At 38.7% G+C, this 26032-nt stretch carries 20 protein-coding genes; 7 read left to right on the top strand and 13 right to left on the bottom strand.

Annotated features, from left to right (window positions below):
- Positions 1-434 precede the first annotated feature (434 nt).
- Positions 435-782 (top strand): divalent-cation tolerance protein CutA, encoded by a 348-nt coding sequence (cutA, locus tag SJ312_RS02235; RefSeq protein WP_094961204.1) that lies wholly within the window; start codon positions 435-437, stop codon positions 780-782.
- Positions 783-1116: 334 nt separating this feature from the next.
- Here cutA and betA read toward each other — a convergent pair whose 3' ends face one another.
- The 3 genes from betA to betI are packed head-to-tail and all read right to left on the bottom strand — an operon-like array spanning position 1117 to position 4939.
- A complete protein-coding gene (gene betA, locus SJ312_RS02230) occupies positions 1117-2796 on the bottom strand; it encodes a choline dehydrogenase (RefSeq protein ID WP_319866849.1) in 1680 nt (559 codons plus the stop codon).
- Positions 2797-2835: 39 nt separating this feature from the next.
- Positions 2836-4314 (bottom strand): betaine-aldehyde dehydrogenase, encoded by a 1479-nt coding sequence (gene betB / locus SJ312_RS02225; RefSeq protein ID WP_110591567.1) that lies wholly within the window; start codon positions 4312-4314, stop codon positions 2836-2838.
- 22 nt (positions 4315-4336) lie between these two features.
- A complete protein-coding gene (betI, locus tag SJ312_RS02220; RefSeq protein WP_094961277.1) occupies positions 4337-4939 on the bottom strand; it encodes a transcriptional regulator BetI in 603 nt (200 codons plus the stop codon).
- A gap of 209 nt (positions 4940-5148) precedes the next feature.
- Between betI and SJ312_RS02215 the strand changes: the two genes are divergently transcribed.
- Positions 5149-7191, top strand: a complete 2043-nt coding sequence (locus tag SJ312_RS02215) for a choline transporter (protein ID WP_004255510.1) — start codon at positions 5149-5151, stop codon at positions 7189-7191.
- A gap of 52 nt (positions 7192-7243) precedes the next feature.
- Here SJ312_RS02215 and SJ312_RS02210 read toward each other — a convergent pair whose 3' ends face one another.
- Together SJ312_RS02210 and kdgR are read right to left on the bottom strand one after the other, a co-directional pair.
- Positions 7244-7603 carry a hypothetical protein gene (locus SJ312_RS02210; RefSeq protein WP_096865097.1) on the bottom strand — a complete coding sequence of 120 codons (360 nt, stop codon included), beginning with the start codon at positions 7601-7603 and terminating at the stop codon, positions 7244-7246.
- A 176-nt stretch (positions 7604-7779) separates the two neighbouring features.
- Positions 7780-8562, bottom strand: coding sequence for a DNA-binding transcriptional regulator KdgR (gene kdgR, locus SJ312_RS02205; RefSeq protein WP_004255519.1), 783 nt, complete (start codon positions 8560-8562; stop codon positions 7780-7782).
- Between the two features lie 210 nt (positions 8563-8772).
- On the opposite strand from kdgR, the gene SJ312_RS02200 reads away from it, so the two are divergent.
- On the top strand, positions 8773-9732 hold the full coding sequence (locus tag SJ312_RS02200) for a sugar kinase (RefSeq protein ID WP_319866845.1): 960 nt from the start codon (positions 8773-8775) through the stop codon (positions 9730-9732).
- Positions 9733-9744: 12 nt separating this feature from the next.
- Positions 9745-10362, top strand: coding sequence for a bifunctional 4-hydroxy-2-oxoglutarate aldolase/2-dehydro-3-deoxy-phosphogluconate aldolase (locus SJ312_RS02195; RefSeq protein ID WP_004255526.1), 618 nt, complete (start codon positions 9745-9747; stop codon positions 10360-10362).
- A 298-nt stretch (positions 10363-10660) separates the two neighbouring features.
- Here SJ312_RS02195 and SJ312_RS02190 read toward each other — a convergent pair whose 3' ends face one another.
- From SJ312_RS02190 to cbpA, 6 genes are all read right to left on the bottom strand, one after another.
- Positions 10661-11167 (bottom strand): contact-dependent growth inhibition system immunity protein, encoded by a 507-nt coding sequence (locus SJ312_RS02190; RefSeq protein ID WP_125890846.1) that lies wholly within the window; start codon positions 11165-11167, stop codon positions 10661-10663.
- Positions 11168-11608, bottom strand: coding sequence for a hypothetical protein (locus tag SJ312_RS02185; RefSeq protein ID WP_272661475.1), 441 nt, complete (start codon positions 11606-11608; stop codon positions 11168-11170).
- Positions 11587-12093 (bottom strand): contact-dependent growth inhibition system immunity protein, encoded by a 507-nt coding sequence (locus SJ312_RS02180; RefSeq protein WP_096865237.1) that lies wholly within the window; start codon positions 12091-12093, stop codon positions 11587-11589. The genes SJ312_RS02185 and SJ312_RS02180 overlap by 22 nt, the downstream gene beginning before the upstream one ends.
- Positions 12094-12103: 10 nt before the next feature.
- Positions 12104-17755 (bottom strand): DUF637 domain-containing protein, encoded by a 5652-nt coding sequence (locus SJ312_RS02175; protein ID WP_319866841.1) that lies wholly within the window; start codon positions 17753-17755, stop codon positions 12104-12106.
- Between the two features lie 558 nt (positions 17756-18313).
- Positions 18314-18607: a chaperone modulator CbpM gene (locus SJ312_RS02170; protein WP_004255543.1), complete on the bottom strand. Its 294-nt coding sequence runs from the start codon at positions 18605-18607 to the stop codon at positions 18314-18316.
- Complete coding sequence (gene cbpA, locus SJ312_RS02165) at positions 18607-19545, bottom strand: curved DNA-binding protein (RefSeq protein WP_110591563.1); 939 nt, start codon at positions 19543-19545, stop codon at positions 18607-18609. The genes SJ312_RS02170 and cbpA overlap by 1 nt, the downstream gene beginning before the upstream one ends.
- A 209-nt stretch (positions 19546-19754) precedes the next feature.
- On the opposite strand from cbpA, the gene SJ312_RS02160 reads away from it, so the two are divergent.
- On the top strand, positions 19755-20204 hold the full coding sequence (locus SJ312_RS02160) for a GNAT family N-acetyltransferase (RefSeq protein ID WP_004255552.1): 450 nt from the start codon (positions 19755-19757) through the stop codon (positions 20202-20204).
- A gap of 204 nt (positions 20205-20408) precedes the next feature.
- On the opposite strand, the gene SJ312_RS02155 is transcribed toward SJ312_RS02160, so the two are convergent.
- Positions 20409-21122, bottom strand: coding sequence for an RNA polymerase sigma factor FliA (locus SJ312_RS02155; protein ID WP_080544464.1), 714 nt, complete (start codon positions 21120-21122; stop codon positions 20409-20411).
- Between the two features lie 661 nt (positions 21123-21783).
- Here SJ312_RS02155 and SJ312_RS02150 point away from each other — a divergent pair.
- Positions 21784-22926, top strand: a complete 1143-nt coding sequence (locus SJ312_RS02150) for an MFS transporter (protein ID WP_319866837.1) — start codon at positions 21784-21786, stop codon at positions 22924-22926.
- A 179-nt stretch (positions 22927-23105) separates the two neighbouring features.
- Here SJ312_RS02150 and SJ312_RS02145 read toward each other — a convergent pair whose 3' ends face one another.
- Positions 23106-24218, bottom strand: a complete 1113-nt coding sequence (locus SJ312_RS02145; protein WP_004255557.1) for a FliC/FljB family flagellin — start codon at positions 24216-24218, stop codon at positions 23106-23108.
- A 365-nt stretch (positions 24219-24583) separates the two neighbouring features.
- On the opposite strand from SJ312_RS02145, the gene fliD reads away from it, so the two are divergent.
- Positions 24584-26020, top strand: coding sequence for a flagellar filament capping protein FliD (gene fliD, locus SJ312_RS02140; RefSeq protein ID WP_319866836.1), 1437 nt, complete (start codon positions 24584-24586; stop codon positions 26018-26020).
- The last annotated feature ends 12 nt before the right edge of the window (positions 26021-26032 follow it).

Below are 26032 nucleotides of genomic sequence, written 5' to 3'. Positions count from 1 at the left end.
AAAAAGATAAGCCTACACTTACATTAATAAGAGTAAGAATAAAACTGGGATTATTATTTGCTCTGTTACTAGGTTAACAGCACACAATCACATTTGTCACATAATCAAATTTGGTTAGTAATATACTAAAATTTCAATTTTTTTTATAGTTCATCCTCAATTTATGATTGCTGAATCGAATTAATAAAATAAAACCAAGAAATATTCAAAATTATATTGAATATATAAAAAATTATAACAATGACAATATTGATTAAAAAACACGCATATTACTATTAAATTAATACCTCTGCTTAATTAACATTAGTTATTATCTTATCTGATAATTTAAAAAAACACTTATAGTGATTATGCTCTGTTCTCAATACCATTTTTATCTCTAATCTAAATGTGAGTAATCAAACTTATCAAAATATGACTAATAAGGAAACGAAATGCCCACTGATAACATTTACATCACAAACTCTCAACAACCATGTATTGTATTATGTACAACCAATAGCCATGAAAGTGCAATTAAAATTACCCAACACTTACTCGCTAATCGCTTAGCAGCATGTGTTTCCCTACTGCCTGAAATAACATCTGTTTATCTATGGCATGGTAATATCACGCAAGATAAGGAGGTTTTACTCTTGATCAAAACGACCCAAGGAAACCAACTTAATCTATTTAATGCAATAAAAGAAATACACCCATATGAAACCCCAGAACTCATTCGCTTAGACCCAAGCCAAGTTGAAGACAATTATCTGCAATGGCTGATTAACTCTGTCAAATAATAGGTATTAATCTGAATTTAATAACTATAGCGTTATAAATTGTGAGCTAATATCATTTTTGTATAAATTAATTCAACTGGTCGGCTATGGTTTACCGTAAATTAGTGCTATATAAATAAGCTCGCTTTATATTTATTTTCCCTCCTTAATATTTGGAGGTTTTTTTTGTCTAAAATTGACTAGCGTATATTCCTTCAACCTGCTAAAAGTCCGATTTATTCGCCCCTTTGGCATTACATGGTTAGACAGCTATTATTATTATCGGCATTCTCCTTAAAAAAAGCGACTGATATTAATATCAATCGCTTTGTGTATAAAAAATAGCCTGAATAAGCTAGTCTCGTAATGGCGGGTTTCTCACTTGCCTATCACCTGCTACATAATAATCTGCATTGCTTGTGGGTAACGAAGGACGGTTTCGAATTTTATCGGCAATTTTCTCTGCAATCATGATGGTCGTTGCATTTAAATTCCCTGTAATGATCAACGGCATAATCGATGCATCGATAACCCGTAGATTTTCAATACCGTGAACTCGCCCTGCACCATCCACGACTGCCATATCATCGTAACCCATTTTACAGGTTCCACACGGATGAAAAGCGGTTTCTGCTCTCTCGCGCACAAATGCATCTAGCTCTTCATCAGTGCTAATCTGTTTGCCAGGGCTTATTTCATCCCCACGATATGGGTCAAGTGCTGGCTGAGCCATAATTTCACGAGTAATACGAATGGCGGCACGAAACTCTTCCCAATCTTGCTCCGATGACATGTAATTAAACAAAATACTTGGATGTTGCTTTGGGTCTAGGGATTTCAAGCGAACACGCCCTCGACTAGGCGATCGCATTGAGCCTACATGGGCTTGAAAACCATGCTGATTGACTGCATTACTACCATTATAGTTAATCGCCACAGGCAAAAAGTGGAATTGAATATTTGGCCATGCGAATTTTTCGCTAGTGCGGATAAACCCACCTGCTTCAAATTGATTACTTGCGCCAACTCCAGTCCCTTTAAATAGCCACTCAGCACCTATTTTAGGTTGGTTTATCCATTTTAAGGCTGGATATAATGAAACTGGTTGTTTGCATTCATATTGCAAATACATTTCAAGGTGATCTTGCAAGTTTTGCCCAACACCAGGTAAAACGTGCACAGCTGGAATATTGAACTCAGCCAAAACATCCTCAGGCCCAACTCCAGAACGCTGCAAAATTTGCGGTGAGGCGATCGCACCTGCACATAAAAGCACCTCTTTACTCGCCTTCACTACCGTAGGTGTAGTGCTATTACCTTGATAATATTTAACACCAACCGCTTTTTTCCCTTCAAACTCAATGGTATCTGTCGTGGCATGGGTAAGAATAGTCAGGTTATTACGCTTTTTCGCTTGGTCTAAATACCCTCTTGCTGTACTTGCTCGTCGCCCTTGCGGTGTAACTGTACGGTCCATTGGGCCAAAACCCTCTTGTTGAACCCCATTTAAATCATCTGTTTGCGGGTACCCTGCTTGTACGCCTGCTTCCACCATCGCATGAAATAGCACATTATTGCCATTTTTCGGTGTTGTCACACTGACGGGGCCATATCCGCCGTGATAATCATTTGGGCCAATATCACGTGTTTCCGCTTTTCTAAAATAAGGTAAACAATCAAGGTAACGCCAGTCTTCTAACCCAGGCGCTTCCGCCCAACCATCAAAGTCTAGAGCATTCCCTCGGATGTAACACATCCCATTAATTAATGATGAGCCACCAAGCCCCTTTCCACGACCACACTCCATACGGCGGTGGTTCATATGCGGTTCAGGGTCAGTTTCATAAGCCCAATTATAACGTCGCCCTTGTAATGGGTACGCTAATGCCGCTGGCATTTGTGTGCGAAAGTCGAACCGGTAATCCGGTCCTCCTGCTTCAAGGAGCAGCACAGTAACATCAGGATCTTCTGTCAGGCGGGTAGCAAGAACGTTACCGGCTGAACCAGCACCGATAATAATATAGTCATAGACCATTGTTATCTCCTCTGTTTCAGTCAAATTAAAATGATGTGATTAAAAAACGGATGCAAATTCCCCCAGTTCCACTTGAATGGATTTCACTTGTGTATAATTTTGCAGTGTCATAACGCCATTTTCGCGGCCAACGCCGGAATGCTTATATCCGCCCACAGGCATTTGTGCTGGTGATTCACCCCATGTATTAATCCAACAAATCCCAGCCTCTAATTGATGAATAACACGGTGTGCACGTGTTAAATCTTTTGTCACTAACCCTGCAGCTAACCCATACACACTATTGTTCGCACGAGCAATCACTTCGTCTTCCGATTGATAACTCAAAATACTCATAACAGGGCCAAAAATTTCTTCCTGCGTGATTTGCATTTCATCGTGGCAATCAGTAAATACCGTTGGTGCAACATAAGCCCCCTGTGCAAAATCGCCATCCATCAAGCGTTCACCTCCGCACAATAATTTCGCACCTTGCTGTTTGCCTAACGCAATATAACGCAACACGTTTTCCATATGAGCAAAACTGACTAATGGCCCAAAGTTGGTGTTTTCGTCAACGGGTGAACCTATTTTAATGCGAGCCACACGTTCAGTGATCTTATCCTCAAACTGTGATTTAAGCGATTCAGGCACAAAAACCCGTGTTCCATTGGTACACACTTGGCCTGAACTATAAAAATTCGCCATCATGGCAATATCCGCAGCTTTATCTAAGTCTGCATCATCAAAAATAATTAGAGGCGATTTACCGCCTAGCTCCATCGTCACCTCTTTTAAAGAAGAAGCTGATGCATTCGCCATCACTTTTTTACCGGTTGCGATCCCCCCTGTGAATGAAACTTTGGCAATATCAGGGTGCTCCGTTAACCATTGCCCCACTTCACCGCCTTGGCCTGTCACTACGTTAAATACCCCTGCTGGCACGCCCGCTTCAGTGTATATTTCAGCCAACTTTAACGCTGTTAACGAAGTGACTTCACTGGGTTTGAACACCATGGCATTACCTGCTGCTAGTGCAGGAGCTGATTTCCATAACGCAATTTGGATAGGATAATTCCATGCCCCAATGCCTGCCACGACTCCCAGAGGTTCACGACGAGTATAAGCAAACGAGCTATCACGCAAAGGGATTTGCTGCCCCTCCAGCATCGGAATTAAACCTGCATAGTATTCAAGAACATCCGCCCCTGTAACGATATCCACATAACGAGTTTCAGAAAGCGGTTTGCCCGTATCAAGGGTTTCGAGGTAAGCCAATTCGTCGTTACGTTCCCGTAAAATATCCACTGCACGGCGTAAAATACGTGAGCGTTCCATCGCAGTCATAGCCGCCCAGACTTTCTGGCCTTGTTTGGCGCTTTCTACCGCCCATTGGATATCTTCAAGGGTCGCAGATTGCAGATCCGCGATAGTTTCCCCATTGGCAGGGTTGATTGCAGGAAATCGCCCGCATTCAGGTTGTGAACTGTCGACATAACCACCATGAATATAAAGCTTATGTATCGGTGGATGTTGCATATTATCTCCTCTGAATTGGTTATTAGGTTCCTAAAACCTCAGCACGTTGTAGTTGCATATCGATGTATTCGTTAGTGATTTTGAGTGCATCCTTAACAGGAAATTGTTCATTACTCAAAGCACTACGTAGCCATAGGCCATCAATTAAAGCAGCCAGCCCCTTTGCTGCCATCCGCGCATCTGCCTTGTTTAATACCCGCCCAAACTCATAGCTTAAGTTTGAATACAAACGCCGGTCATTAACCTGTTGTAAGCGGTTTAAATTCGGTTGATGCATACTGCTAGCCCAAAAGGCTAGCCACGTTTTCATCGCGGCCTCACTGGTTTGCGTTGGATCGAAGTTGCCTTCAACAATCGCCTGAATTCGTAGTTTTGCCTCCGCCCCTGTTAACATGCGTAAACGCATTGCCACCGCAAAACCCAACTGGTATTGAATATGGCGCATAGTGGCTTCAAGCAAGCCATTTTTATCACGAAAATAATGGCTGATGATCCCTGTAGAAACCCCGGCTTTACGGGCAATTAACACAAAACTGGCTTCCTGCATTCCAACTTCATTAATCACAGCCAATGTGGCTTGAATTAACTGTTGTTTACGTATCGACTGCATTCCTATCTTCGGCATGGTATTTGAACCTAAAAAATACATTGATCCCTTTTATTAAACGTTTTTTTGATTGAATGTTCAATCAATATTAACTATTGTTTACAACAATTCATTCACAATCAATATAAGAGAGAAGATAACAAAAACCAAATCTTGGCTAATAAATCAATAGATTAGCTTAGAAAGTAATTTTAACCTGTTAAATAAATAAAAATGTGGAATGTCCAATGACAACTCAAAATAGCCCAAAAAATAAGCAGAAGGATAAATTGAATTCTGTGGTTTTTTTTACTTCCGCCGGTCTTATCCTGGCGTTTTCTTTTTTCACCATCTTGATGACTGAAACAGCAAATCAGTGGATCGTTGCCGCGCTTGGGTGGGTATCTAAAACCTTTGGTTGGTATTACCTGCTAGCAGCAACGCTTTATATTGTTTTTGTCATTTTCGTTGCTACCTCACGCTTTGGTAATATCAAACTCGGCCCTGAACAATCTAAACCTGAATTTAGCGTGCTCAGCTGGTCTGCGATGCTATTCGCGGCAGGAATTGGTATCGATTTAATGTTTTTCTCCGTCGCTGAGCCGGTCACCCAATATATGCTGCCGCCAACGGGCGAAGGCGAAACCTTAGAAGCAGCTCGTCAGGCGATGGTGTGGACACTGTTCCACTATGGCCTAACGGGCTGGTCTATGTATGCCTTAATGGGGATTGCACTGGGTTACTTCAGTTATCGTTATAACTTACCGCTAACCATTCGCTCCGCACTCTATCCTATTTTTGGTAAACGGATTGACGGCCCAATTGGCCATACAGTAGATATTGCGGCAGTACTAGGGACGATTTTCGGTATTGCAACAACTCTTGGGATCGGGGTTGTTCAGCTGAATTATGGCCTCAAAGTATTATTCGACTTACCTCAAGGGCTCCCCGTGCAAAGTGGGTTAATTCTGCTATCAGTGATTATGGCCGTGATTTCTGCCACATCTGGGGTAAATAAAGGTATTCGGGTGTTATCCGAGCTCAATGTGCTTTTGGCATTTGGCTTGATTTTATTTATCTTATTTGTCGGCGATACCGAGTTCTTACTCAATGCCTTAGTACTGAATGTGGGGGATTATATCAACCGCTTTATGGGTATGACCCTCAATAGCTTTGCCTTTGACCGCCCAACGGATTGGATGAATAGCTGGACGCTGTTTTTCTGGGCGTGGTGGGTAGCATGGTCGCCATTTGTTGGGTTATTCCTCGCTCGTATTTCTCGTGGTCGGACCATTAGACAATTTGTGATCGGTACTTTAATTATTCCGTTTGTTTTCACACTATTGTGGTTATCTATTTTTGGTAATAGTGCATTGTATGAAATCATTCACGGCAATAGCGAACTTGCCAAAACCGTCCTCGACGCCCCCGAAAAAGGCTTCTATTCACTACTTGAGCTTTACCCTGGCTTTGGCCTAACCGCTTCTGTTGCAACCATTACTGGGCTGTTGTTCTATGTCACCTCTGCTGACTCCGGCTCATTAGTATTAGGTAATTTCACCTCAAAACTCAGTGATATTAACAACGATGCTCCTAATTGGTTGCGAATTTTTTGGTCTGTCGCAATTGGTTTACTCACCTTAGGGATGTTAATGACAGATGGCGTCGCTGCTTTACAAAATACAACGGTGATCATGGGCTTACCATTTAGTTTTGTGATCTTCTTTATTATGGCTGGGCTATATAAATCATTAAAAGTTGAGGACTTTAGACGCGTTAGTTCGCTAAATACCAATGCGCCAGCACCGCTGTATGGCAATGGAACACTCAATTGGAAACAGCGTTTGGGACGAGTGATGAATTTCCCGGGAACGACTTATACCCAGCGGATGCTTGATTTGGTGTGCATTCCTGCTATGCAAGAAGTGGCAAAAGAGCTCAGTTTAAGGGGAGCGAAAGTGGAATTTAACACCTTGCCACCCATTGCTGATGAGCGCTTAGACCATTTAGAGCTAACTGTTGACCTTGGTGAAGAACAAAGCTTTATTTACCAAGTGTGGCCACAGCGCTATTCCGTTCCCGGTTTTACCTATCGCGCACGTTCAGGGAAATCCCATTATTACCGCTTAGAAACCTTCTTATGGGAAGGCTCACAAGGGAATGATTTAATGGATTACACCAAAGAACAAGTGATTAGCGATATTCTAGACCAATATGAAAAACATATGAATTTCATTCATTTAAGCCGTGAAGCTCCCGGTGCAACCTTAACATTCCCTGAATCTGTATAATTTGACCTCTAAGGGGGCGATGCTCCCTTAGAGTCAACAAATGAACAACTTATCAATAAGGGCGGCCCGCTTGCTCTAACATTTTTTTCATTTGCTGGCGATCATTCATCCAAGCCATTGAATTAGGGCACCCTGCTCCCGTCGGGTTAACATCACACACATTAAAATGTTTTGAAAACGCATTTTCATCTGCATTTCGCTGCTCTAACAAAGCTTGATAACTTTGTTCTTCTTGTGGAAGTTTCTTTTTGGGATCAAAGACAAACTTTTGTTGTGTCTGTAATTTTTTAATTCCTTGGTAGTCTTGATTAAACTCGCGATCAGCGGGTGACTTTTCTTTAAATGTAAAGTCGCTGGCAAAGCCATAAGAAGTAAAACAAAGAAAAATAGCAATAATAACCTTTTTAGACATATCAATTTCCTGCTGTATCCATAAGTAAATATTATATGTCAGCAGAAACACATGGTGTTGAATAATAATAAGTGAAATTTATAAAATCCTTAATATTCAAATAAATAATTTACATAGGTTATTAAATCAATTGATTGATACATCATTGAAATTGGCTTAGTCTTATTATATCAACCCTATGATGGATATTGGTGATAGCCCATTTTCTCTGAAATATTACGCCCCGCCGTTTTCAGTAATTGGACATAGTCATCAATACGCTGCTCATCAAAACGAATCGTTGGGAACGAAATCGATAGCCCTGCAACCACATGACCTAAGCGGTCATACACTGGCACAGCAATACAGCGCAGTCCTAACTCTTGCTCTTCTCTGTCTTGTGCATAATGGCATTCACGAACGGTGGCTAATTCCGCCAGTAGGTCTTCTATCGTTAAAATTGTTGTTGCCGTTTTTTGACTAAAAGTTTCATCTTTCAATGCCAAACGAATGGATTCTTCATCTTGCCAAGCGAGTAAAATCTTACCGATTGCGGTGCAATACAATGGGTTACGACGCCCAACCCGTGAATACATGCGTAAATTATAACTCGAGTCGATTTTATGGATATAAATAATGGCATCTTCATCTAATGCACCCAAATGCACCGCTTCATGGGTTAATTGGCCAATACGGCGCATTTCTTTATCTGCAATTTCTATCAGGTCAACATACTCGAGGGATTTTGCCCCTAATTCGAAGAGTTTTAAGGTCAGTGAATACTTATCTGCTTCACCTTCTTGATCCACATATCCTAACTGTTTCATCGTTTGCAGAAAACGAAATGTCGTGGCTTTTGACATCAATAAACGCTGTGAAAGCTCAGACACACCAATCTCTTTTTGCTCACCAAGGGCGCTAAGAATGCTAAATACCTTAACCACTGCTGAAACAGCATCCGTTTGAGTCGTTTTATCCATTATTTTTCCATCATCCTATAATCCTATAAATTGATATCGACATTACACCCTAACTAATAGCATAAGTGGCTATCATGATAAAAACAAGAACGGCGATTCGATATTTTTAAAACAGCGTTTCATTTTTATTGAAGTTCTATTTAAAATGGGTTTTAATAGCATCATTAAGTAGCAATAGTTTACTAAGTCGTAATCGCGCAGGTGGTGAAAATGAATACACATCCGCAAGTTGCCGTTATTGGCGAATGCATGGTTGAGTTGCAAAAATCGGGTGAACTTTATAGACAAACATTTGGTGGGGATACACTCAATACCGCGCTATACCTGTCTCGTTTAACTAAAGATCACGGTGTGACAACCCGTTACATCACCGGTTTAGGTCAGGATCCATTCAGCCAGCAAATGCTAGCAAGCTGGCAGCAAGAAGGCATCAATACCGATGAGGTATTTATTTCTGATAAACACCTACCGGGTATGTACCTAATTGAAACCTCAGCTGATGGCGAACGCCGTTTTTTCTATTGGCGCGATAATGCCGCCGCAAAATTTTGGATTGATGCCGTTTGTCTTGACCACAACAGCAAAGCCCACACACAGCAAATCCTAAATTCGCAACAATTTATCTATTTAAGTGGCATCAGCCTAGCCATTTTACCTAGCGCTTCACGCCAGTTGTTATTTGAAATGTTACAGCAAGCTAAACAGCATGGTGCCCAAATTGTGTTTGATAATAACTATCGCCCCGCACTTTGGTCTTCCAAACAAGCGGCACAACAGGCTTATCAGCAAATTTTAAGTTTAACCGATATCGCTTTTCTGACCTTTGATGACGAACAACTGCTTTACGGTGATATTGATGAAACTGATGCAATTACACGTACCCATCAATATGGTGTGAACGAAATAGTGATCAAGCGCGGTGCTGATGCCTGCTTTGTGATTATCGATAACGAACGTATTGAAGTCCCTGCGAATAAAATCAACCACGTGGTTGATACCACTGCAGCAGGGGATTCTTTCAGTGCCGGCTACCTTGCTTGCCGTATTTTAGGTGGCAACCCATGCGAAGCGGCAAAAACAGGTCATTTACTGGCTGGAACCGTCATCCAACACCGGGGAGCGATTATTCCATCCGAAGCTATGCCAACCACTGCTTTAGAAACATGTTAAGAGGCTTTAACCATGAATCAATTACTTGAAAGAATTAAGAAACTCAATGTTGTTCCTGTTATCACCATTAATAATGCAGAGCATGGTGCGCCATTAGCAAAAGCTTTAGTGGAAAATGGCCTGCCATGTGCAGAGGTCACCTTCCGCACCCCTGCCGCGGTACAAGCGATTAAAAATATGCGTGCTGCTTACCCTGAATTATTGATTGCCGCAGGCACGGTATTAACCACAGAGCAAGTTGACCAAGCCATTGAAGCGGGTGTAGATTTTATCGTCAGCCCGGGTTTTAACCCAAAAATTGTGGCTTATTGCCAACAAAAGAACGTGATTATTATTCCTGGGGTGAATAACCCAAGCTTAGTGGAGCAAGCCCTTGAATTTAATCTCACCACATTGAAATTCTTCCCAGCCGAAGCCTCTGGCGGGGTTGCCATGCTCAAAGCACTCAGCGCCGTTTACCCGGTTAAATTTATGCCAACTGGCGGTATCGGTGTGAAAAATATAAAAGAATACACCGCATTACCGTCTGTATTAGTGTGCGGCGGTTCATGGATGGTACCGAATGAATTAATTGACAGTGAAAACTGGCAAGAGCTCGGCAAACTCATTGCCGAAGCCGCAACCCTTTAATTAACAATAAAAATCTCGTTGTTGTTATTGTGCCCTTACTGGATGGTAAGGGCTTTTTTGTTGTTCGTGTTCATTAAAATATTGTTTAATTATTAGCTTTATCAAATTAGTCAAAGAATATAATACAATTTACTAATAATTTAGATTATAGATTTACTTAAATAATTTACAAATAAATAAGAGTTGAATGAAACTGCATAAATTTTATTTTCGCAGAAGAAAACCAATAAAGCTTATTTTATTAATACTACTTATATCCCCCATTAAAAATCTTATTAACTATCTAATAATATAAATTTCAAATAACACTTCGGCAACGAGATATAGCTTCCTTTATGGCTTCACCGAGTTCTTCATCAGAAACACTATCCGGCAAAACAATATAGTCATCCTCAGTAAATCCATCCCCCGTCCATGTTTCTAGTTTTTTATGGAGTGTTGGCGTAATTATTATATGATCACCCTCTCGACAAATGTGGCATAACATCATTTTTAATAAAAAACTTTTACGGTTTTTCGACTTGCATATTTTTTTCCCATCATCAATCCATTTTTGATAGGCCAAAGATACACCATCACGACTAAAAATATCCTCGGGCGTATTTATATCAATTATTCTACTATTATCCAGCGCTAAAAATATTGTTTTGCCTAACTCCCGCGTATCAACCTCTTTCGAAAGATGATAAATAGGCATTTTATAGTCCAAAACACGGAGATTATAACGCGAAATGGTATGTATAAAATAATACTCCTCATTAAAGTAAATGCTTACCCAAGACTCTTTAGTAGAAGAATTACTCATCTATCCTCCTTGCTTTACAATTATTACTCTAAGACTTATATTCTTTTCTGCTGCATATATTATTGACTGATTGATTTCCAGCCATTGTGATGCTGTTGTTTTATCTGGAACTCCTAGCTCTATTGTTTTAGTTTTTATATCTGAGCTTTTCAATTCAACGCCGGACTTACTAGCACCTTTAAAATCATTTACTTTATTAATGTAACTGTTAAGTACTCGATTTATTTCATTCTGCTTTTGGTGTGTCTTTGCACTGGTATTTAAGGTTTTCACACTTACAACTTCTCCCTTTGAAAAATAATCGAAAGTTTCAAACCCATATGGCATTCTTTCTGCTTTCTTAAAATTTCTATGTACACCAATATAATCTTCAAATGGATAGCCTTGCTTGTAAACGCCTTCACTACAGCCTAGACATTTTACTTGACCACACTTCGGCAACGAGAAAGTACTTCCTTTATGGCTTTACCTAATTCTGCGTTTGTTACTGTATCCGGTAAAATAATATCATCATCATCACTATATCCATCTCTCGTCCAATCTTTTAGTTTTTTATGCAAACTAGGTTGCAATATAATGTTACCATTAATTCGTTTAATACTGCATGACATCATATTTAAAAAAAGTGATTTTATACTTTTAAACTTACATTTAATTAACACATCACCAACCCACTCTTTATAGTCTTCATCAATCCTCTTCCTATCAAAAAAATCAGAATTTTCATACGGATCTATAATTCGACACTGACTTAATGCTAACTTTAACATTTCACCTAACTTTTCTTCAGCAGTATCTTTTTCCAAACAATAAACGGGCGTCTCATTATCTCTAACAAAAAAATGATATCCCGAAAGAACAAATATAAAATAAAATCGTTCGTTAACTCGGATTGATACATTATCCCCAGAATCATAATCAAGCATATATTGTTCCTTACTTAACAACCGTTATATTAAGTTTTATGTTTTTATCATTAGCGTAAATTATTGATTTATTAATTTCAATCCATTGTGCTGGAGTAGTTTTACACGGTATAGCTAACTCTATCGTTTTATTTTTTACACTTGACTTTTCAAGCTTAAATTTAATGCTGTTTATTCCTTTGAAATTAACCACATCATTTATATATCCGTTTATTTTTGAACTGATCTTAACTGGGTTTTGATATGTTTTAGCTCCCGTATCTAATGTTTTTACACTTATCGCTTCTTTATTTTTTGTAAAATAGTCAAATGTTTCCGTCCCCGCAGGTAACCTTTCACTATCCGCTAGTTTTCTAGATTTACCAATATAATCTTCAAATGGATAGCCTTGCTTGTAAACGCCTTCTCCAAAAGCCATATAGGTTTTTCTACCGTCCGGCTCAATTCTATATATTTCTTTGATATCTATAATAGGCCAAGATTTTTTACCATTCAATAGCGCATCAACATATCGGCCTGAATTCGCTGATATGCTAGCAGCACTTTTAACAGTAACAATATATCCTGCTACCTTAGTAAATAGTTGACCAGTTTCTAAACCCGCATTAAACGCACCATCAGCTCCAGCTTTCTGATATTCGATTTCAATTTTATTAATTCGATTTAGAATATCTTGTTTTTCACCCTCAGCTATATCACTGAACATTGTTTCACTTGTTAATAAAGCACGTATCCCATCCCATGTTTCTTCATAATTTATTGTTCCATTTACAACATCTTTTAATGTATCCCATAACTCTGCAGGAACTCCCGCAACGAAACCGGCAGCAAAAATACCATCCTGATGACTACTGGCTAATCCCCATTTGATATGGATCCCAGCACGCTTAAAAAGATTAGGCTCAGCAGCTAGCTCTTTTTCCATTAACTCACGTTGCTTGTGAGATAAATAGTTATAACGAAAAGTATTCTCAGCACTATTTGCTGCGCTATAAACCCCTCCGGGTTCGCCAGTAAATATCGCACCTGCAAATCCGCCAAAAGCTTTCGCCATTTGAGCTTTTTGTTCTGCTTTCTTTTTCCATTCATGCGCCTGAATTAAATTATCATCTAGAGCAATCGCTGCAAATTCCGCAGCGAGAGCACCAACAACAGCACCTTTTGTATTGTTACCTGAAAGCTCAGCAGCAAGCCCGCTCACAGCAGCGTGACTGAGTATTTTCCCTGATTGACCTAAAATTTGCCCATTATCGCCAATTAGCCTAGCACCCTCTGCATTCAGTTGATTAGCGACATTACCTAAAAATGCATTTTTTAAATTTTGAGTAAAACTGCCACCTTGAATTGATGTATTAATGCTTGAACTAACAACAGATTGTGCCGCAACACGTTGTGCCACATTACTCCAATCACCATCACTCAATAAAGGTAGCTTCGCTTCAGCCCCAGTTCCTGCTCCCCACTCCATATGAACATCTAAACCACTGAGTGCGCCGGAAACAGCCATCTGGGTAATAATCGATTTAACCGTTTCGCTCCGGCCTAATGCATTAAATGTTTTTGTTAAATCTCCTTTATTTTCAACCAATGCATTAGCTGTTTGAGCTGATAAAGCCATCACGCCACTATAAGCCGCTCCGGATATTGCACCTCCTGTCACACCACTAGATCCGGATGATGCCCAAGCTGCAAACTCGGTTGCCGTTCCGTGAGTCATTGCTGCAACTGAAATCATAATCAATGCTGACACTACAGGGTTTAAATGCTGACTTTCATAATCCCATTGCTCATAAGCATCTTTAACAATATCCCATTGGATATCTTTACGATCTTTTAAACTGGCTAGCCATTTAGTTTCATCCCTTTTCCCTAATTCATTAAGGACACTTTCTAAATTTTGAGCATTTTTAGCTTTAACATCTGCACTCACACCATTCGCGGCACCAACAGTCAATGCACCACCAATATGTAATGAGGGTAATACCCATGAGTCCTCTTTATATCCCTTATCCCAGTGAGTAATATAAAAGCCAGTTGAATTAGAAATGACTTGCTCAAACTTACTATTTTTAACTGCTTTAAAATTCACCTTACCAGTCTGGCTAGTTATCTTTGCATTTTGTCTGGTGTTGAGTTTTGTAGCTTCTAATGTGATATCGTCTTTGGCAAATAAGTTGATATCTTTATTTGCGACAAATTCAGAGACTTTATTCGTAGCAGATTGAAAGTTTTTTATTTCATGGGTCGAACCCCAGAAGCATGATTTTATACCTAAAAAACGATTGCAATATTTGCGCTCTTCCTCCCACTTAGTCGTTTCAATCATAGATTGTGCGTAAAGGATCCCCCCCTTAGCTGCAATATCAATAAAGCCTTTCGCTGCAAGTTTTGTTGCTTGAAATAATGTACTACCATTTGACAATAAAGTGATATTTTTCCCGCTATGAATTTCTGATCTACGTTGTTCCCTTTTATCTGTATTATTTTTTCGACTTTCCTCTGTTAATGCTTCAAACTTGATATTGTTATCACTTGTAATTGTGATATTTTTACCTGCTTCTAACTTAGCGCCTCGACTAACAAAATCTCCAGCAGAACTTAAAACAATATCTTTACCACTCTCTATTGAAGTGACTAAATTTTTCCTTTCATAAAAATTCCTAGTTGGAAAGTCAGTCAAGGAATATGATGTAGAATCAAGAGTAAGTTGTTTGCCCGCTGATAGTGTGATGTTTCCCCCACTCGAAAGGTTAGCTGAAATAATCCCCATATCTTCACCACTCATCATAGTGAGATCTTTTTTAGCGGAAATGGGAGCAATTAGTTTCTGTATTTGTGAATGAGATAATACTCGCGTTAATTCATTCGCTTTTTCTGGTAAAAAATATGCATCTAGTGTGTCCGTAAGAACAGCATCATATTCACCAGACGAGAATCGAGGTCTAATTGAAAGCTCAGAGCCATTTATAAAATTAATGTTATTATTAGAATAAAAACCATAACCTGATGAAAATAAATTACCACCCGCTTGAAGCAATAAGTCTTTATTTGTTTGTATTTTCCCTCTATTGTTAAGAAAGTTATTAAAATTAGTTTTATATTTTTCACTATCCCATAACTCTTTAACTCGTATCTTAGGGGTATTTATATCGTTTTCCAAAAACAATATATTTTCACCTGCATTTACAGAGAAATTATTTAGAGGTTTTATCACTGAATCGAGGAAAATTACATTTCCTTTTGCTTGCACTAAGATATCATTTTTAACTGAAATATTTCCTTCATATGCTTTCCCATTTTTATTGTAATATCTTTCAGGCGTGTCATTTGAAATCAACACACTGCCTTGTAAAGATTTTATAAACGCATTATTTGCATTTACTTGACTATTTTTCCTTACTTCTATATTTTTATCAGCTGAAAGAATAAAATCATGCTTTGTATCTATTTCTGCATTTTCTAAATCAATATTTGTATTAGAAAATATGTATACATCCTGTTCGGATTTTAACCCATGATTAATTTTAACATTTCCCCCCTTGATAAAAACATTTTTAGCAGTAACAATATTAGGTACATCCTGAATGATTTCTTTATCTTTTGGTAGAACGATGAAAGGTTTATCATCATAATAATCAAGGTGAGAATAGCGATTAGATGGATATAGCTTACTTGCTTTTGAGTTGCCATAATCAGGTTTATTAATAATGCCTTTAACAAAGCCATTACCTAGTGATATTCTATCATTGGATGTATATCTAAAATCCACATCCTCTAAGAAATCACTCATAAAATTATTACCTGCGAAAATACTGGCAGGAGCATAAATAGGGTAGTCTATTTGGCGTAATGCAAAAGTCTCATCAGGTAGTCTATACCCAGTAATACTATAATCTATAAATTGATTGCTAATGGCAGGGCTATCTGTGAATGTTAATTCATTCCGCATGGCATTTGGTGTAAACCTATAATAACGCTCATGTTCGTTTTGAACTAATAAACTACTATTTATGAAGCTCCTCCCTGTCAATATCATATTTTCTTTTGATTTTATATTACTACCATAGTTTAATAATTCATTAGCGGATATATATAAGTTCTTACCAGCCAAGATATCACCTGTTTTACCAATGGTTTTATAGGCATATTTATAATTTCCTAGATTAATAACAGGTAGGGAAGAAATGGGAACTGTACCACCAAGCAATCTATTTAAAAACTCCAAGTTTCTTTTTGGGTCACTAATCCCAGAATTGACAAAATAACTATTTTGCCAGTCTCTAAAATCATAGGCGGGCACATCATAATTATGTGTCAGAAAATAAAGAACTCCATCATCTGTTATTCCTTCTTTTATCGGGTTTAAAATAATGGGATTTTTAAATTCCTTACCCATTGCATCATTGGAAAAAACAGATTTTTTATCATCACTACCTTGAGCGGTAAAATATAGTCCCTCTAAGCTTCGGTTATTTGCAACCTCTTTCGCTCTAACAACCAAGTCTCCCTTTTCTGTTTTAATCGTTGCGGACTTGTTTACGATAGATTGACTTAAATCTCCAATTGCATTTTTCTGTATCCACAAATTTTCTTTCGCTTGAACAAGTGCTTTTTCACCCGTATTTTTAATTGTATTAGAAAAAATACGCATGTCCTTACCTGCTATAATCTCGCCTTCATTGATTAAAGAATTTGTCGCAAGGGTAATATCATTTTCCGCATTTAATTTTGCATTTTTCTTAATATAGAGTTCTTTACCACTAACATTAATTTCATTTTTTGATTGAATATTACCATTTGTTGTAATTTTCCCATCAGCAGTTAGTATTAAGCTCCCTTGAGTGGTGTAAATGTTATTTAAATTGACTCCTATACCTGATGCTGTACTCGTTAATTTTATTTGGCCAGCATACATGCCTCCAAGTGCTTTTGTATCAATAGCAATAATAGGGCTTTGTATTTCGCCATTAATTGATGTTACAGTTCCTTTTTGGAAATCAATACGATTATTCCCATGCATCAATGAGACATTTTTCCCTTTAATTTGTCCATTAAGAACCATTGCTTGGCTAATAATATCCGTATAATTTGGGGTTTCGGCATTCATTCCTTTATTGCCAATGGTGATCGTCCCTTTTTTTACTTCAATAGCAGATAATTGACCGTCGCTACCAAGAAATGGTTTTCCTGTTGTTAGGGTGAGCGCGGGAACATTGATAAAGCTACATCCATTGCACGTTATTCCATTTGGGTTTGCTATAATCACATTCGCAGATTTTCCCGCCACTTCCAATTTTCCAAGTAACTGGGACTGACTATCACCTACAACTTCATTAATAATCAGTTCTGCATTAATTCCTCTTAACTTATTGTTTCCATTTATGTCCCCTGCGAGTTGAGTTTTTACTGTATTCTTTGAATTATTTAATATAATACCTTTTTCAAGGATATTAAATTGTTGGTATTTATTATGCGAAATACCATTTTCATTTGGAGTAGCTATATTAACAATAGTGGTGCTGTTTTTTTGATAAACTGAAGAGTCACTCCCTAAAATTAAAACATTACTACCCCAAGATGGATTAATCGGAAATAATATAAATAAACACATCAGATAGTAGATAATAAAACGCTTCAAACGTGGTATTTTATGTTCAACCATAAACTTCTCCTACACAGATTATGGGTTAGCTTGAATATTCCAATGTAATGACCAATTATTTACCTTTAATTTCGATGGGTAATACAAAGGAGTGCTAGAATTCCTTGTGTTCTAACTTCATTAACTAAAACATATGATGAGTTTGATTCCATTTTTCTAATACTATTTTCATTTCTTCCTTATTTTTTAACGGCAGGTTTTATAATTCTTTTCTTTGATTTAATTCTGATATCAATCTTTGATTTTTCTCTTGAGCATGGATATCCCTGAAAATTGATAGTGATGTCAAAAAAGAATAAGCACATTTATTAAAATGTGAATACCAAGCCAATTATTTTCATGAAAATGATAATAGTATTTTTCATGTATATATCCCTATGTGTTCCAACATGAAAAAAAATAACAGTGACATATATATCCAACAAGCATCAAATTTATTATATGTCTTATAAAAATTAAAAACATGATTAGTTTAAAAAACAAATAGCAACTATAACCACCACAAACCTAATTTACTTATTAAGGCTTGTGGTGGTGAATAATTAAATTATTGGCTAACTAACCAATAAAACGTTTTAACTGTAAACGCAACATCTCATTTTCGCGTCGGAGTATTTCATTTTGATCCATTAGGCTCATCGCCATTGCGATGCCCGGCCAGTCAATTTCTAATTCATGATAAAGACGCACGGCTCTTCTCACAATGACTACCGCTTGGTCGTCAAACAACCATTCATTAGTAGTTTCAATAGGTTGAATTATCCCAAGGCCGACAATTTCCTGTAATTCATCTTCAGCAATACCGGTATGAACGCAAAAATCAATAACGGTTAATGTGGTTAACTGTTCCATTATTTTCCTCCCCAATTTTTACGCGGGTCAAAGTGCGTATGGCTCTCAGCCAACTTCTGCCATAGTGCATCCGACTCTGCATTACTGCTATTCGGCATCACGATTTTTATAATCGCATACAGATCCCCAGCTGTGCCTTTATGTTTCAGCCCTTTGCCTTTAAGGCGTAATTTTTGGCCAGCTTGGCTATTAGCAGGAACGGTGATCACAATCGGGTCTTTTAATGTTGGAATGGTGACTTTAGTTCCGAGGGCTGCCTCCCATGGCGCAAGCGGCACGACCACTTCTAAATCATGGCCTTTGATATCAAATAATGGATGTGGTGCAATGCGGATGGTTATCCATAGATCGCCATTTTCACCGCCATTTTCCCCCGCTGTGCCTTGCCCTTTTAAGCGAATACGTTGCCCATCAATCACCCCTGCCGGGATAGTCACATTAAGTGTTTTGGGAACTTCATTTTCGATAAAACCAAAAGCGTTATAGACGGGTAAGTTATAGCTAATGGTACGTTTATGTGGTTCTTGGGTTTCTTCAAGGAAAACAGCCAGTTCAACTTCTAAGTCCTGCCCGCGGTGACTGCGTGCTTGCCTTGTGCCACCACGTGTACGTTGGGAAAACATCGATGAAAAAATGTCATCAAAACCACCCGCATCAAACCCTTGCTGAGAATATGTGTGGCTTTGTTGACCTTGGTTGGCTTGGTTAAAATAGGGATCATTTCTGTGCTCCCACATTTCATCGTATTCCGCGCGTTTTTCTTTGTCGCTGAGTACCGCCCACGCCTCTGCAATTTCTTTAAATCGCGCTTCTGCATTTGGCTCTTTACTGACATCGGGGTGATATTTTCGCGCTAAACGGCGATACGCGGTCTTAATGGTTTTTAAATCATCGGTGCGCTTAACACCCATGATGCTGTAATAATCCTTTAGTTCTATAGTCATATCTCGTTCACTTATCTGTTGAATAGAATTCTTATGGTATTTACCCAATTGGGTTAAACATCACAACGACCTTGAATTTAACTTAGGACATTTACGCAGTAATTGGAATAGCTAGGCCATGATAAAATTCCACAAAAAACAGGAAATTTACGCTATTTCAGGCTAAACCTATAAGAGTGCCGTTTGATTAATAGGGGAACTCTATGGATGCTCTTGCCAATCGCCTGAACTATAAAGTCAATTTTGCCATATCTATTGAGGATTTTATTCGATTAATTCGCCAATCACCATTTAAAGAAATGGTGCCAACCGATAATCTCACTCAATTAGATGCAATGCTGAATAACGCGGATTTATTGGTTAGTGCATGGGATGAGGAACAGGTGGTCGGTTTTGTCCGCACGGTGACGGATTTTAGTTCTTGCTGTTATATCTGCGAACTGGCCGTTGATATGCATTATCAAAAACACGGTATCGACCGCCAATTAATGCGCCTCGTCGCTGAAGAACTCCCCGCCGACTGCCAGATTTTATTTTTCTCCACCGACAGCAACCTCACCGAATATTTAAAACTGGGGTTCACCCAATCCCCAAGAGCATGGCACACCACGGCAGAGAATTTTTTGGTTAGATCGGCAGAGCTGGATGAATAATAGAAAGTAACATCGTTAAAAGCGTAGAAATATAGTAGAAAAAACAAATTTGAATGAGCTTTAAAATACCCCTATGCGTATGCTCTAAATAATTCGTGCTACAGCTAGGCGGCAAGCTAGTTTAGCCCTAGGAGCATACACAAATATGTGACTAGGGTGAACTAGTGAAGCCAACAACGCTGTGGTGCGAAGTATGACGAGCATCTATCTGAGGCGGCCGCGGAGGCGCTTAATAGCCTGACTATGCAGCTGACTCACCCTTGACTCCCCCACCTCCAGCACCGCGCCAATCTCCTTCAAATTCAGCTCTTCTTGGTAATACAGCGTCAGCACCATTTTCTCGCGCTCAGGCAGCTGCTCAATCGCCGCCGCAATTTGGTCACGCAAGCTGGAGTCCAGCAACAAGCTCAACGGGTTACCGCCGTCATCTTCATCCATTTGTGGCTCACAGCTTTCCCCGTGAATTTCATGCCACTCATCATAGGAAAACAGTTGGCTATTATTGGTGTCTAGTAGCGCTTGGCGATACTCAGCAAGGTCAATATCCAGCGCTTTGGCGATTTCCGGCTCAGTCGCACTTCGCCCTAAAGATTGTTCCAGCGCACCAATGGCTTTGGTCATTTCTCGTGCTTGGCGGCGCACACTACGCGGCACCCAGTCACGACTACGCAATTCATCTAGCATTGAGCCACGAATACGCTGCACCGCATAGGTAGCGAACGATGCCCCTTGAGTCACATCGAAACGTTCCAATGCATGCAATAAACCAATGCCCCCCGCTTGAATTAAGTCGTCGATATCAACACTGGCGGGTAGTCTGACTTGCAGTTTTAGGGCTTCATGGCGTATTAGAGGGTAATAACGCTCCCATAGGCTATTTTTATTAATCACACCTTCGGCAGTATACAAATCACTCACAACCTGAATCACCCTTCAAGCTCTATAAAAGTTATTCATTATCTGTGTTGGTTTTGAATTCAATCCGTAGAGTAAGGCACTAAATGTGGCTTTATTTGCCTTATCCTAAATAGGTAAAATTTGAATGATTGCAATGTTAACGATTGTTTTAACAAAATTTTTAGGGAATTTTACTGGTAATACAAGAGGGAGTGGTTGTTTTATTGAGATGTGATTTTGTCATTAAATTGCAGATTTGGGCTTTAGACTTTGTTATTGACTAAATTAGCCTTCTTAAAGCAAGTAAAGTTATCGGTAAGCAGCAAGCTAGCTTAACAATAAGCATGAGAACCAAAGTAAACATAGCACTAGATATGGGAAATAATGACAAAGAAAATAATCAGATTAATGGATTATATATAAATAATATCATTATTAAATACAATTAATATTAATTAAACATTAAGTTAATTCGGACTAACAAGGTAAACAACCTATTATTTGACAGATTTAACTTATATAATGTATTTTTACATTCACTAATGTAATAGCATATTAGTTTAATTAAAAAGTAAAATAACATATAGATATTTTGAAGTTATTATCTTTTAATTTAAACTTAAATAATTAAGAAGAAAAATGATATACAAAATATATTTCTTTTATTTTTTTTCTTTTCCCGATGTGGATATCCAAAACATTACAACCCATCTATTGGGAACAGCAAGCGCAATTGAAGTTATTTTCAATTTCATACATAATGATGGCGGTTGCGGGGGCGTGCTCACTACTTTATGCCAAAGGGCTATTCCGATTTGGTACTAAGACTGGTTTAATTGTGGGCTTTTTACTGTATGGGTGTGGCCTTGTTCTTAGAGCCTATCCCACAGGGATGGCTATCGCCGTGACTTCAGGTTTGATGGCAGGGATGGGTGCAAGTATTATCGCTATTGCGCTAAAATCACTGATTTTTAATATTGATAAACAGGAACAAAATAAAGTCCTGTTGCACACTGATAATTTAAGCACAGTAGCACAAAGCCTTGGGGCTTTTATTGCTGGGGGGCTAGTCACAATTTTATCGATTATTGATCACCCCCCCTATCGTTCGGCTTTGTTAATTAGTGGAGGTATGGTACTAATCGCCATAATTGCCATCCCGTCATTAAAAATACCACTGAATAAAACACCATTAGCTAAGAATCCCCCCCAAAAAACCACTTCATTTTTCCCTTTTCTCAGTAAAGCAGATTTAATTTTATTCATTGCATTTATTATCAGTGGCGCCAGTTGGGCACTGATCTTACCCATTATTCCGGTGTATTTAAAAAACATGCACTTTTCAGATACAAATGTTGGCCTAGTGCTATCATTAGGTGTGATCACCGGGCTAGTACTCAAGAACCTTTTTATGTTTATTTTTTCTGACAAAGATAAACCTATCTCATTACTCGTTTTTTCTGGTTTATGCATGCTGATGCTCTATGGTATGTTTTGGTCAATAAAATTTAGTTCCCCGATTATTTTCGCCATCTCGGTTATTACCATGTATATGTTTAGAACCGTTTACTCACTATTAATTAATTTGGTTGAGATGGAGATTGCCCGCAAGGGGAATGCCGAACATATTTTTGCTTTAATACAAACCGCATTTTTGACAGGGGATATCTTTGGCGGAATTGCCCTACCCTATGTTTATGAGTCTGGTTTTCTGGTTAACTACCCTCTGGTGATTATTATTTTTATTCTGCTATCAAATATATTAATTTACAGCTGTGCAAAAGCCAGCACTAAAACCATACAGAATTTACCTAAAAAACGCTAAAGCGAGCCCTAAATAGTTTGTACACAGGTAGGCGACGAAGGCGATTATCCCGATGAGCGTACATAGGTACGTGATTCGGGTGACCTTGTGAAGCCAACACATCTACAACTTGAAATATGACGACCGTTCGATAAAGAAAAGGCCAGCATTGCTGGCCTTTATAACTCACCAATTACGAATTAACGTAACAGGCTCAGAACACCTTGTGGAACTTGGTTAGCTTGTGCTAACACAGCAGTACCTGCTTGTTGCAGAATTTGACCACGGCTCATGTTAGAAACTTCTGTTGCGAAGTCAGCATCTTGAATACGGCTACGTGCTGCGCTCAGGTTGTTAACAGAGTTGTTCAGGTTGTTGATAGTAGATTGGAAACGGTTTTGAATCGCACCTAATCTAGAACGGCTTTCATCAACTTTATTGATTGCGTTGTCTAACGTTGCTAAAGCATCATCTTTAACATCTAAAGATTTTACATCTTTACCAGCACTTGCTGTAAATTCACGAGCAGTAACTGCTACACCAGTTTTTAGGTTTACTTGAGTTGCAGTTGTACCATCAGCCTCAAAATCTGCATCAGTTACTAAATAGCTTTTGCCACCCTCTGTTGCAACATATTTACCAGGTACTGCTTTACCATCTTCAGTGTATTCTTTCACTGTCAAACCAGTTTTATAAGTAGTACCACCAGCAACACCAACATCTTTTGCATCGATATTTGCTGAGCCTGCCGCGGTTACTCCTTTCTTAGTTGTGGTTTCAGTAAACAGTTTATCACTTGTAACTTCTAATTCAGTTGTATCAACTTTATCTAATTTAAATTTGATAACTTCGTTATCATTCGTACCTACTTGGATACTCATATCTGTTTTTTCGCCGCTAAGCACTTTAACGCCGTTAAACTGGGTTTCTTTAGAGATACGATCGATTTCAGCTAAACGCTCTGTCACTTCATTTTGAATTGAAGTTAAGTCAGAGTTAGAGTTAGTCCCGTTTTTAGCTTGAACAGTCAGTTCACGAATACGCTGTAAGTTATCATTGATTTCGTTCAATGCACCTTCAGTGGTTTGTGCAATAGAGATACCATCGTTAGCATTACGAGAAGCTTGAGTTAAACCTTTCACGTTCGAAGTGAAACGGTTAGCAATCGCTTGGCCTGCAGCATCGTCTTTTGCACTGTTGATACGTGAGCCAGAAGATAAACGCTCAATTGCAGAACCTAATACGCCTTGTGAACGGTTTAAGTTGTTCTGAGTAGTCAGAGACAGAATGTTAGTATTGATAACTTGTGCCATAATGTGATCCTTATTATTCAAATTAATGCGTTAAGCCAAAATGCTTAACTTGATGAATTTCGTCAGCAACTAGGTTATCGGCTACAAAAAAGTCCCCTTTAGGCTTTTTGATGAAAATTTTTATCTGCAAGGGGGAAAATGGCTTTACAACCCGCTTTTAATACCGTTTTTTTTAACAAACTTATTGGTTTTTATTAATTTTCTTATTATTTAATTTCAATAGTGATAATTAACGGCTTTTACCTCATCAGCTCTCGCCATTACTCTTTTTCAGAATAGTCTAAAATTTTGCTCCGTTTTGCCGATAAGACTCTAAATAAATTTTATTTCAGAGTTTATGTCACAGACATAGAATAGGAGAAAACATGGCAGGAATATCCACTCTCGGTATCGGGGCAAACTTAGATTTAAATGTGCAAATGGACCAAATTGAGGCAATGGAGCGTCGTCGCCTTGATCCATTAACTACACAAAAAGCCAGCTATGACGCGCAAATTAGCGCCTATGGCAAAATGCAGTCATCATTAGAGAAACTGAAAAAAGCTGCCGAGGACTTAAAAAAATACGGCGATATCAGCACCACCAAAGTCACTGGTGAATATAAAGCCTTTGATGTGAAAACTGACGGTAAAGCCGTAGCTGGTGTTCACGATGTGTTAGTGACGCAACTTGCTAAAGCACAAACTATCGCTACTAAAGGCCACGCTGATAATAAAGAATTGCTCGGTAGTAGTGCCAAAGAACGGACTATCACTATTACCCAACCCTCACAGAAAGAAGAAAAAGATAAAATCGTTATCAAATTGGATAACCAGAGTACTTCTTTAATTGAGCTGGCAGAGGCCATTAATAAAACCGATAAAGGCGTGACAGCCTCCGTCATTAAAGATAAAAATGAACAATATCACCTTGTTGTAACATCTAAAAAAGAAGGCACAGATAACCGTATTAGCATTAATGTTGAAGGTGATGATGAACTGGCTGCAATCTTAAACGTTGAATCAGAGTTAGATGCCAGTAAAAATGTCGTGCTGAAAAACCCTACCAGCATTGGCATGGAGCAGAAAGTCGCCCCCCAGAATGCACATTTAACTATTGATGGATTCGAACTTGAGTCTCAAACCAATGAAGCCAAAGATTTGTTCCCTGGCTTAACGCTGACACTGAAAAAAGAAAGCGAAGACAATAAAGCTGACCATTTAATGGTTTCAGAGGATATCGAGCCCGCTAAAGGTAAAATTAAAGCATGGGTAGATGCCTATAATGAATTCCAAACTTTAGCCAAAGAACTCACCAAATATACACCAAATGAACGCGGCACAACCCCAGATAAAACCAATGGGCCATTAATCGGTGATTCTACTCTGCGCGTTATTCAAAGCACCCTACGTACACAAGTTCGTTCACCACAAAATAGTGGTGAAATCGATACGCTTAATAAAATGGGGATCAAACAGAAAACAGATGGCACCTTAGAAATTGATAACAAGTTGCTGGATAAAGCCCTCAAAGAGAACCCATCGAGTGTCAAAGTTTTTTTTGCCGGTGATGGTGAAAAAACGGGTTTTGGCACTGAAAATTTTAACTTTTTAAAAGGGACTTTAGATACAAAAGATGGCTCATTACACAATGCCACTGATGGTATTCAGAAGAAAAAGAAAAGCTTAGACAAACGTATTGAGCAGACCAATAAACAAATCGAAAACACCATGGATATGCATCGCCGTCAGTTCCAAAACCTCGATAAAATGATGAGTTCGCTCAATAGTACAACGAATTCTTTAGGCCGGTTATTAGGCTAATAAATACTTTTA

Source organism: Providencia sp. CIM-Carb-044 (genome assembly GCF_033901115.1).
In the GTDB taxonomy this organism is placed as follows: domain Bacteria; phylum Pseudomonadota; class Gammaproteobacteria; order Enterobacterales; family Enterobacteriaceae; genus Providencia; species Providencia hangzhouensis.
This window is presented reverse-complemented; position numbering and strand designations above follow the sequence as displayed.